10 protein-coding genes are annotated in these 11,162 nt (G+C 34.5%); 8 read left to right on the top strand and 2 right to left on the bottom strand.

Annotated features, from left to right (window positions below; genetic code table 11):
- Positions 1 to 24 precede the first annotated feature (24 nt).
- A complete protein-coding gene (locus BBI01_RS15215; protein WP_065395506.1) occupies positions 25 to 522 on the bottom strand; it encodes a DinB family protein in 498 nt (165 codons plus the stop codon).
- Positions 523 to 748: 226 nt separating this feature from the next.
- Here BBI01_RS15215 and BBI01_RS15210 point away from each other — a divergent pair, with 226 nt between their 5' ends.
- From BBI01_RS15210 to BBI01_RS15175, 8 genes are all read left to right on the top strand, one after another.
- Positions 749 to 1,648 carry a GLPGLI family protein gene (locus BBI01_RS15210; RefSeq protein WP_065395505.1) on the top strand — a complete coding sequence of 300 codons (900 nt, stop codon included), beginning with the start codon at positions 749 to 751 and terminating at the stop codon, positions 1,646 to 1,648.
- Between the two features lie 137 nt (positions 1,649 to 1,785).
- A complete protein-coding gene (locus BBI01_RS15205; RefSeq protein ID WP_083190124.1) occupies positions 1,786 to 2,040 on the top strand; it encodes a FeoA family protein in 255 nt (84 codons plus the stop codon).
- On the top strand, positions 2,040 to 4,073 hold the full coding sequence (gene feoB / locus BBI01_RS15200) for a ferrous iron transport protein B (RefSeq protein ID WP_065395504.1): 2,034 nt from the start codon (positions 2,040 to 2,042) through the stop codon (positions 4,071 to 4,073). Before BBI01_RS15205 ends, feoB begins: the two co-directional genes overlap by 1 nt.
- Before the next feature lie 218 nt (positions 4,074 to 4,291).
- A complete protein-coding gene (locus tag BBI01_RS15195; protein ID WP_065395503.1) occupies positions 4,292 to 5,308 on the top strand; it encodes a DUF4421 family protein in 1,017 nt (338 codons plus the stop codon).
- A 67-nt stretch (positions 5,309 to 5,375) separates the two neighbouring features.
- Positions 5,376 to 6,758 carry a phosphoglucosamine mutase gene (glmM, locus tag BBI01_RS15190; RefSeq protein WP_065395502.1) on the top strand — a complete coding sequence of 461 codons (1,383 nt, stop codon included), beginning with the start codon at positions 5,376 to 5,378 and terminating at the stop codon, positions 6,756 to 6,758.
- A 46-nt stretch (positions 6,759 to 6,804) separates the two neighbouring features.
- Complete coding sequence (locus BBI01_RS15185) at positions 6,805 to 7,386, top strand: Crp/Fnr family transcriptional regulator (RefSeq protein WP_065395501.1); 582 nt, start codon at positions 6,805 to 6,807, stop codon at positions 7,384 to 7,386.
- Between the two features lie 279 nt (positions 7,387 to 7,665).
- The gene (locus BBI01_RS15180) at positions 7,666 to 8,637 is read left to right on the top strand and encodes a quinone oxidoreductase family protein (RefSeq protein ID WP_065395500.1); all 972 of its coding nucleotides are present in this window, start codon (positions 7,666 to 7,668) and stop codon (positions 8,635 to 8,637) included.
- A 208-nt stretch (positions 8,638 to 8,845) separates the two neighbouring features.
- Complete coding sequence (locus BBI01_RS15175; RefSeq protein ID WP_065395499.1) at positions 8,846 to 10,228, top strand: tetratricopeptide repeat protein; 1,383 nt, start codon at positions 8,846 to 8,848, stop codon at positions 10,226 to 10,228.
- Positions 10,229 to 10,278: 50 nt separating this feature from the next.
- Here the strand turns inward: BBI01_RS15175 and BBI01_RS15170 are convergent, their stop codons facing one another.
- A complete protein-coding gene (locus BBI01_RS15170; RefSeq protein ID WP_065395498.1) occupies positions 10,279 to 11,145 on the bottom strand; it encodes a hypothetical protein in 867 nt (288 codons plus the stop codon).
- Positions 11,146 to 11,162 lie beyond the last annotated feature (17 nt).

Raw genomic sequence — 11,162 nt, 5'->3', positions numbered from 1 at the left:
TTTTTTGTTGAGATATATAACGATTTAAAAGCTTTGATGATCTGCAGAAGGACCATAACTTCCCGGTAAAGGAATATCATTGATTCTGTAATAAACCCCTAATTGTGCTCTGTGATGAGTGATCTGGTTCAGGGCATGGCGTATAGATTCATATTTGGACCATTTTGCCAGTTCCTGTCCATCATTTTTCAGTGCCCAGCTTGTATTAAGATCGTTTTCCTGAGCATTTTCAAGCGCTTCTTTACCATATTTAAAATTTTGATCAAGAGTCTGAAGAAGGTCTTCTCGGGTAGACAATTGCTTAGGTTGATAATCTCCATTGGCGAAATCAAGTTCAGAGGTTTTCAGCATTGTATTTGGCCATTCGAAAATTTCAGCAATATGAGTGGCAAGAGGTAACATTTTCATGCTTTTTTCATGAGGAGCGTAATCATTTTTTCCATCAGGATAAGCTTCGAAAAACTTTCTGGTGGTTTGATATTCGGCTTCCAGCTCATTTTTAAATTGTGATAAAGTGTCCATAATATTTTGTTTTTGGGAAGACTAAAGTTAAAAAATATAAGCCTGAAAATGTTTTAAGAAAATCATAATTTTTTAAATTATCAATAATAACTGAATGAGTTTAAGTATTTGAAAAACAGTTTGTTTTATCCTTGTTTTTTGAGTGGGCATAATCTGCTGAAAAATAAATTGAAGAAAAGCTGTAACAAATCTGTTCATATAATTACTAATTAATAAAACTTGAGAAATGAAAAAGCTATTTTCTATATTTCTTATTATGCTTTTTGCATTTGCTAATGCACAGGATACTAAAGAAACGGCTAACCGATTCTTTTATGAGCTGACTTTTAAGCCTAAAAAAGATTCTGCAAGGTTGGATAAGCTTATCACAATTTTGGACATTACTCCAAAAAAGTCAATTTATCAGGATTTTACAATTCCGGCTCAGGACTCTATCATCAAAGTGGCAGTTGAGGAAATGGAAAAGAAAAAAGTTTGGAGAGACGTTTCTAAAATGATTAAAATGCCTAAGTTTTCTTATAAGATTGTAAAAACTTATCCGGAGATGAAAGAGCAATATATAGATCGAGTAAGTATGAATTTATTTGGCTATGATGATGCAGTTAAATTTGACTGGAATATTCTGCCAGAAAAACAAAAAATAGGAGCTTACAATACTCAAAAAGCAACTACTGAGTTTGGAGGAAGAAAATGGACTGCATGGTTTAGTTCAGATATTCCTTTTCAGGACGGACCGTATAAGTTCTATGGGCTTCCAGGTTTGATCGTCAAAATTGAAGATGATGAGAAAAACTATTCATGGATGTTGAGTGGAAACAAAAAAATAGAGAATTATGATGAATTGTCGTATTCAGATAAAATTAATGCTAAATACGGAATTTCAAATACAGTGACTCCTACTACAAAAGAAAAATTTAAAAAAGCATACGCAAGTTTTAAACAAGATCCAATGGCTGAAATTCGTCAACGAATTACTCCGGAAATGATGAACATGAAAATGCCAGGATCAGATGTAACCATTGGAGAAGCACTTAAAACACAGGAAAAAGTATCAAAGGATTTCTTTAATGCAACGGATAATTCTATCGAGAAAGAACAACCATCTTCCGATAAGAAGAAAAAATAATAAGCATTCATATCAACTAAATTATATTCCGAATCACCCCAGCTACAGAAATGTATTTGGGGTGATTTCTTTTATGGTGGAAGTGTTATTTAGATTAAATTTAAATAGCGTATATTTGCATCACAAAAATTTAGGCTTTGAAAGAGAAAGAATTACATAAATTAAGTGGATTTCCTAAAAACAAAATGGGAAAGATATTGGGATATGATAATGATCATCTGAAAATGCCCAATAAAATCATTGAAATGGGACTCCTTCCCGAGACTATTTTCAGGATTTTATACCAGGCTCCGTTCAAGGGACCAATGTACGTGGAATTTGGAGCAGAGAAAAGCCGAATTGCTCTTCGTGAGGAAGAAGGAGATTATATCATTGTTGAAGAATTGAATTAATGCAGGCAAACAAGAAAAAACAAATACTTTTAGTAGGGAATCCTAATGTAGGGAAGTCAACGGTTTTTAATGCGCTTTGTAACAAAAAGCAGAAAACCGGAAACTATGCTGGTGTTACCGTTGCAAGCCATTCGGGGAACTATGCTTATAAAAATGAGGACGTTGAAGTGATTGACCTTCCGGGATCATACAGTGTGTATCCAAGTTCGGAAGATGAGGCTATTTTTTCAAAATACCTTATTGATGAGCAAAAAAACTACGCGGGAGTTGTTTATATTCTTGAAGCATTAAGTTTAAAAAGAGGACTTCTTTTATTTCAGCAGATTCAGGATCTTGGTATTCCAATGATTCTGATTGTCAATCAGATTGATCAGGCGGAAAGAAGAGGAATTACTATCGATATTCAAAAATTCTCAGAAGCACTGGGAATTAAAATTATTCAGACCAATGCCAAAGAGCAGATTGGGATCAATGAAGTGAGAGAAGCTGTTTTTAATAGTGAATTTGTAAAAACAGATAAAGCCTCATTTGAAACTCCAGGCGAGCATAAAGATTTTATTCAAAAATTGATCTCTCAAAAAGGTTTTGATAATGAGTATAAAGCCTGGATGAGTCTTTCTATGGGTACAGATCTTGGTAAGCTTGAAAACGTAATGGATCAAATCAATGATTCTCAGGCTAAAAGTTTAGTACCTAAGAGATTACAGGTTCAGGAAACCGTTAGGAGGTATCAGAATGTAGATAAGATATTAGAGAATGTAATCTCCAAAAAACCTCAATTCAAAGAATTGTTAACAGAAAAACTGGATAAAGTTTTAGTACATAAATTCTGGGGATATGTGGTTTTCTTATTGATCTTGCTGATCATCTTCCAGAGCGTTTTCTTCCTGGCAGAATATCCAATGAACTGGATTGAAGAACTATTCTCATGGTTGTCTACTTTTACCAGTGAACATTTACCTGAAGGACCTATCAATTCATTAGTTTCAAATGGGATTGTTCCGGGAATTGGAGGGATTGTAGTTTTTGCACCACAGATCGGAATTCTTTTATACTTCCTTTATCTTTTGGAGGATTCAGGATACATGGCAAGAGTTGTTTTCTTGATGGACAGACTTCTTCGTCCATTCGGACTTAACGGGAAAAGTATTGTTCCGCTAGTTTCAGGAACGGCATGTGCTATCCCGGCTGTTATTTCTACAAGAAACATTGAGAACGTTAAAGAAAGATTACTGACGATATTAGTAACACCGTTTATGACCTGCTCAGCAAGGCTTCCGGTATACAGTATCATCATCGGTCTTATCATTTCAGAAGGATCATTTTTAGGAATAAAATATAAAGCTCTTGTATTAATGGGGATGTACCTGCTAGGGTTTTTAGTGGCTCTATTTTCAGCAGCTATTCTTAAGAGATTTATTAAAGATAAAGGAAAAACTTATTTGGTAATGGATCTTCCAGCCTATAAAAAGCCCCTTTTCGGATATGATTTCAAAATGGTTTTAGGTAAAGTATGGGATTTCATTACCGGAGCCGGGAAAATCATTTTTATCGTAAGTATCATTATTTGGGTTTTAAGTTATTTCGGTCCGAAACAACAACCAAATGAATTTGTAGCATCCAATGTAGAACTTGATCATTCTTACCTTGCCAAAATGGGTAAAGGAATAGAACCGATGATTGCTCCTTTAGGTTACGATTGGAAAATGGGTGTAGGAATCCTTACCAGTTTCGTGGCTAGAGAAGTGTTTGTTGGAACGATGTCAACGCTTTACAGCCTTGAAGATGATGCTCCTGAAGAAAAAGTAATTGATAAAATGAGAAGAGATGTAAAACCAAACGGAGAAAAAGTCTTTAGTTTTGCAACAGGAATCTCAGTTCTTTTATTCTATGCATTTGCAATGCAGTGTATTTCTACACTTGCAGTAGTCTACAGAGAAACCAAAAGCTGGAAATGGACAGGCTTTCAGGTTGCTATGATGACAGGTTTGGCATATTTTGTGTCGATGATAGTATATCAAATTTTAAAGTAATGGACTCATCATTAATTTTTCAATACGTACTTATTGCATTAATTGTAGCATTTGCTTGCTACTCTCTGTACAAAGTACTTAAAAAGAATTTTGCACCTAGTAAGTTCAGCTCTAAAAGATCAAGCTGCGATAAAGACTGCGGTTGTTCTTAACATAGCTTTCGACGAATAATTGAAAAAAATGTAGTATTTTCATTTTTAAAATTTAAATTATTCGTTTTGAACTATTTTAATGCAGGAACAGTTCTTTTATTTTCTTTATTCGCTACGTTTGGTAGGGCTCAATCCGATACTACCAATACCAAATCCTATGCAGACCAGATAATGGTTCGTGTAAATCTGGATACCAATATCGAGAGCTATGTTTTTACACAGGGTAAAGAGGAAAATGCAGAACAGACTGTACTTTCAATAAATAACAAGACGAAAACTTCTGTTTCTATTGATTACAAGATCATCAGTGCTACATTGTCATTTGCACCTAAATTTTTTAAGGATAATGATGATGATGCATTGAAAGGAAACAGCTCTTATACCGAATTTAGTTTCAGGTTCTTTCCCAAAAGGTTTATTCAGAATGTTTATTACAAGAATGTAAGAGGGTTTTATATTGAAAACATGAAAGATCATTTTCCAAACTGGCAGGAAGGCAAAGATCCTCATATCCAATTTCCGGACCTTAGGGTGCAAAGTTTTGGAGGAACCACTTCTTATATTCTTAACAAAAACTTTTCAGCCAGAACTATTTACACACAGGGAGAATGGCAGAAAAAAAGCAGCGGGAGCTGGGTTCCGTTTCTTGATTATGACCTTACTATTTTCAGAAATAAGATTGACGATATAAAAACCAAAGAATTCCAATATAAAATTGGAGGAAACATTGGCTATTTCTATAATTGGGTTATTGGGAAAAATGTAAACATTTCCCCTTATCTAGCTATCGGGCTTGGAGGAAAATTTTCAAGCTACTGCAATATTGAAAACGGAAACTCAAAGGAAACAGCTCAGTATATGACAATCCGAATGGAAGGAGGTCTGCACGTGGGATATAATACTGATCGTTTTCTGTTTGGCGGAAGAATGAATTTTAATGCCTACGCTTATGAACAGACAAAAAATCAAACGATTGAAAATAATAATCTCTATGGTTTATTGTATATTGGGTACCGTTTTGCTCCTCCAAGAGTGGTAAAGGATACCTATGACAAAGTTCAAAAAAAGATTCCTGTTTTATAACGTAAAGTCTTTTTAAGTATCTTTGTTTCGACAATTTATTATACTAACAAAGAAATATAAAAACATAATGTCGTTAATAAAATCTATTTCAGGAATTCGCGGAACCATTGGTGGGAAGGTAAACGATAATTTAACACCACTGGATGTCGTAAAATTTGCTTCCGCATTCGGAACCTGGCTTCAGAACAATAAAAATAAAAAAGATTTAACCCTTATCATCGGAAGAGATGCAAGAATCTCCGGACAAATGGTGTCTTCCCTTGTTACAGCAACATTACAGGGATTAGGGATAAATGTGGTAGATTTAGGACTTTCTACAACTCCTACCGTAGAAATAATGGTTCCTGAATTAAAAGCAGATGGAGGAATCATCCTTACTGCATCTCACAACCCAAAACAATGGAATGCTCTTAAGCTTTTAAATGACAAAGGAGAATTTATCAGTGGTGAAAACGGAGCTGAGGTTCTTGCTTTGGCTGAAAGTGAAGATTTCAACTATGCTGAAGTAGATGATCTTGGAAAATATGAAACAAGAGATGATGCTTTTGATATTCACATCCAGCAGATCCTTGATTTACCAATGGTAGATGTTGAAGCAATTAAAGCCAAAAATTTCAAAGTAGTACTAGACGCGGTAAACTCAACAGGAGGAATCGCTATTCCGATGCTATTAGACAAATTAGGCTGTGAAACGATCAAATTATATTGCGAACCAACAGGTCATTTCCCTCATAATCCTGAGCCATTGAAAGAACATTTGGGAGACATCTGCGAACTGGTAAAAAAAGAAAACGCAGACTTTGGAGTTGTAGTAGATCCGGATGTAGACAGATTAGCCTTAATTGATGAAAAAGGAGAAATGTTCGGTGAAGAATATACATTGGTGGCAGTTGCAGATTACCTTTTAAAACATAAAAATGGAGTCGCTGTTTCTAACCTTTCTTCTAGCCGTGCTTTGAGAGATGTAGCACATACTCACAATTCAGAATACTTTGCAAGTGCTGTAGGGGAAGTGAATGTGGTTACTTTAATGAAAGAGAAAAATGCTGTGATCGGTGGAGAAGGAAACGGAGGAATCATCTATCCTGATCTTCATTATGGAAGAGACTCTTTGGTAGGAGTGGCATTATTCCTGACTCACTTAGCGAAAGAGAATAAAACAGTTTCTGAGCTGAGAGCAGGATATCCAAGCTACTTCATGGGGAAAAAGAAAATAGAATTAACTCCCGAAATTGATGTAGATGCTATCTTAAGCAAAATGGAGAAAGAATATGAAAACGAAGAAGTTTCTACCGTTGATGGTGTTAAAATAGACTTTGAAAACAACTGGGTTCACCTTAGAAAGTCTAATACAGAGCCTATCATCAGAATTTATACAGAAGCTAAATCTCAGGAAGAAGCAGATAAATTAGGAGATGATATCATTGCTAAGATTAAAAGTTTAATTTAAAATAGAGTAAAAGAACGGACAAAGCTCCGTTCTTTTTTTATTCAAAATGTTTGAACACATAAAAGGCAGACTCCCTTTCCCTAAAGAAAAATGGCGAAAGTTTATAAGCAGCTTTGAAAAAATAGAGGTGCCGGCAAAAACTCTACTTTTGAAAGAAGGAGATGTATCAAATAATGTTTTCTATCTTGAAAAAGGAGTCGTCAGAGCATGGTATAATAATGACGGAAAAGATGTAACATTTCAGTTCTTTTTGGAAAATACTATGTTTTCTTCACTGGAAAGCTTCAAAAAAGGATTACCAAGCATGGTTTCTTTTGAAACAATAGAACCTTGCGTTTTATATAAGATTAAAAAGCCTGATGCTGAAGCATTTTTAGAAGAGGCATATGAAAATCCGGAGTTAAGAACTTTGTTTATGGATGCTCTTTTTGAAAGAATGTTTGACTATATGAAACATTTTTTTTCATTTATAAAAGACACTCCGCAACAACGTTATCTCCAGCTCTCACAAAAAAAACCAGAAATTATCAAAAGAGTTCCCCAGCATTATATTGCATCCTATCTAGGGATTACAACTGTACATCTAAGCAGAATCAAAAGCAAAATATTGAAAGAAAAACTTTCTTAAGCGAAAAGATGAGCGTTTATGGCAGTCGATATACAAGTATGTTAACGTAACAGGCGCGAAGAATTTTCATAAGAATGCTTAAAAAAACGTTCACAAAGGCGTTTCGCTCAGCTATGATCACTCTTTTTGTTGAACGAAGTGTCTTGGCGATCGAAAAATAAAATATGTTCAATAGCTTCCACTCCTCCCGCTTCTATTTTCCTGATCCTACAAACTGATAACAAATGTTATCGCTTCACCATTCTATCAGCTTATACCTTTGCTTAAAAATATAAAACAATGAAAGCAGCAGTCGTTTTTGAAAAAGGACATGCTCCTCAATATGCAGACTTCCAGGAACCTAAAGTAACACAGGAAAGTGAAATCTTAGTTTTTGTAAAAGCAGCCTCTATTAAAAACCTGGATAAAGCAAGAGCCAGTGGAAAACATTATTCTGCTGAAAATGAGGTTCATCAGCCAACAATTATCGGATCAGATGGAGTAGGGCTTTTAGAAGATGGAAAGAAAGTATACTTCTTCAGCAAAAAAGGAACTGTTGCTGAAAAAGCCGTTGCAGATAAAAAAATGATGGTAAACATTCCAGAACAGCTTGATTTTTCTACTGCAGCAGCATTACCCAATGCCGTTATGGGATCTGCAATGGCATTAAAATTCAAGGCTGGGATACAACCGGGAAATGTCGTTTTAGTCAATGGTGCAACAGGAATTACCGGAAGAATAGCAGTTCAGATCGCAAAAGTATATGGCGCTAAGAAAATTATTGTCACAGGAAGAAATGAAAAATCTTTACATGCACTTCTTCAATTAGGTGCTGATGAGATTGTTTCTCTTCATCTCAATGATGAAGATTTTAAAAGTAAGATAAAGGAGATTCATAATGAAACACCTATAGATATTGTACTGGATTATATTTGGGGGCATTCTGTGGAAATGATTTTATCTGCATTTAAAGGGGACGGAACATTCTCTCATAAAACAAAACTGATCACTATTGGCGGAATGAGTGGAGATAATATCCAATTATCATCACAAATTCTCAGAGCAACAGATATTCAGATTTCAGGATCAGGTTTAGGAAGCTGGACAAAAGAAGAATCTACGCTTTTATTTTCAGAAATTATTCCGGAAATGTTTCAGGCTGCCGTTGATGGAAAGATTAAAATTGAGACCGAAGATGTTGATATTAAAAATATCGAATCAGCATGGAATGCAGAGATACAAACCGGAAAAAGGCTTGTAGTAAGAATTTAACCCCAATTTCCGTTTTTTTATCCACAATCCTTTTATCGGTTTTCTTTTTTTACTATTTTTATAATAGAAATTTATGAAATGGATATTTCAAAAAAAAGTTGCAACTTTGCATAAACATTTGAATATCAGTTTCAGATATATTAATTAATTAAACGTTTACCGAGGTCTGTAAGCAAATTCAGACATCAGGTTGACAAAGAGGAGACTATTGGAAGAGTATTTTGGAAATGAACTTGTAAAAAAGTTCGAGGAAATGATGGAAAACAATGACGAATTCTACTTCGATACAGAAGAATTAGAAGATATTATTGTTTATTATTTGGAGCTTGGTGATTTTAATTACGCTGATATGGCGGTTAATTATGCACTGAAGCTTCACCCTAATTCATTAGATATCAAGATTAAAAAACTTGAAATTCTTTTGGAATGGGAAGAATATAATACGGCGAAGGATCTTATCAATGAGCTGAAAGGTTCCTCCATGGAAAATACAGACTTTTTGGTTTGCTACGCCAAGTATTATTCGAATCTGGGAAATCCTAGAAAATCCATTGAAATTTGCAAAAAAGCCCTTACTCTGGAGGAAGAAGAAAATTTCCTTCACAACTTTATTGCAGATGAATATGTGAATCTCGGAGATCCTTTTAACGCTCTTAAACATTACAAAAAAGCACTTAAAGAAGACCCTACTGACGAATATTCATTAGAGAACGCTATGGTGTGCTTTAGCGACTTGAATAAGAGTGAGGAGGCTATTGCCTTTCTTAATGAATATTTAGATGAATTTCCTTATTCTGAGGTTGCATGGTCAGAATATGGACAGTTCTACTTCAACAGAAAGAACTACGAAGAAGCAATAAAAGGATATGATTATTTATTAGCAATCAATTCAAGCTCTGTAGGAGTATATGCTAATAAAGCAGCTTGTTATGAAGCTTTAGGGCAATATCAAAAAGCAATCAATACCTATGAAGAAATGCTTGAGCTGGAATATACCAAAGCATTTACCTTCTATAAAATTGGATTGTGCAATAAAGCATTAAAACAACCTATCTTAGCATTAAATTCTTTTCAGAAATCACTGAGAGAAGATCCTCAGTTTTATCTTGCTATGATGGAACAATCATACCTGTATGAAGAAATGGGCGGAATGTCTGAAGCATTATACTTTGCCAAAGAAGCAACCCAACTGAACGAGAACAATCTCGATTATCAGAAAAGGCTGGCATTCTTATTCATTGATTCAGGAAAATTTGAAGAAAGTCTTTCCTGTTTGAAAAAGCTGGTAGATGCTGAGCCTTCAAGATTTTACAATTGGTATGCCTATTCAGAAGTATTGATGCTTGTAGGGGAATATGAAGAAGCAATCACTGTTTTGAATGCAGCGGTTAAGAAGCATTACAGAGCCGAACTGTTTTATCAGCTAAGCAATTGTTTCTTTAATCTTAAAGATCAGGAAAAAGGAATAGAATCACTTCAGAAAGCTTTAGAACTGGACCCGTCTTTAGTTAAGGATATGCAAAAAAAATATCCATTTATTAAGGATGAAGTAAAAAAAGTAAAAGTAAGTAAAGTGAAGAAAAAGAATTAAAATATCACTTGAAATAACAAGAAAGCCTGCATTTTTGCAGGCTTTTTTTATTATTGATAATTATATTCGTAGATGAATTGCTCCTGAGGAGTAGCTGTAGGATTTCCACTTGCATCAAGTTCCTGTCTGTTTTCCACAGAAGGATAACCACTTGAATTAAATGTAGTGGTATACTTATAATTTAAGAATACATTTCCCGTTCCTCCGGCAGTGGTAGAAACAATTGAGCTTTTAAAAATACCTAAACTGTTTTTAATGTTTGAAAATAATATGGATATATTATCATCAGTATCTCCGTTGAATATGAGTTTATCAAGACCCTTTACGTTTTTAAAGGCATAATTTTGATTCGTGTGAACATAGGTTCCGGTTTGGGTATAATTTACTGAATTTCCACTGGTAATTCCTGTTCCGGTTCCCGTAGAACTTACCATATTTCCATTATTATTGTACGTATATACATTGTTCATGGTATAGTTTGTATTAGGACCTAAAATTGCCTGTTTCTTTACATTGATCTGCGTTGTGCTTACATAAGTATAGGTATACGTTACTGTTGCCTGGATAGTACCTGAATCGGAATATTCTTTGTTCACCGCTGTTGCCAGACGTCCGCTGGAATAACTATAGTCAATAGATGTATCAAGAATATTATTATAATAATTTTTTATATTGGTGATATAATCATCTGTATAAGTAAATTCAATCCTGAATCCTGGGCTATTAGTACTGGTTAAATTAATGATTTTTGTACCGTTATAATTCACTTTCATAGTGACACCATCATTTGTTACCTTTACTGGAAGTACTACATTTTGAGTCGTTGGATCACTGTTATCTACAGTGTTTTCATCATTAGATGAAGAACAGGAGAGAGCTAATAAAGAAATTGCTCCGAATAGTAAAATTTTGTTCATGGTTATAAATTAATTCC

It is taken from the genome of Chryseobacterium artocarpi, from assembly GCF_001684975.1.
Taxonomy (GTDB): domain Bacteria; phylum Bacteroidota; class Bacteroidia; order Flavobacteriales; family Weeksellaceae; genus Chryseobacterium; species Chryseobacterium artocarpi.
Note: the sequence above shows the minus strand (reverse complement) of the source record. Positions and strands in the feature narration are given on the sequence as shown.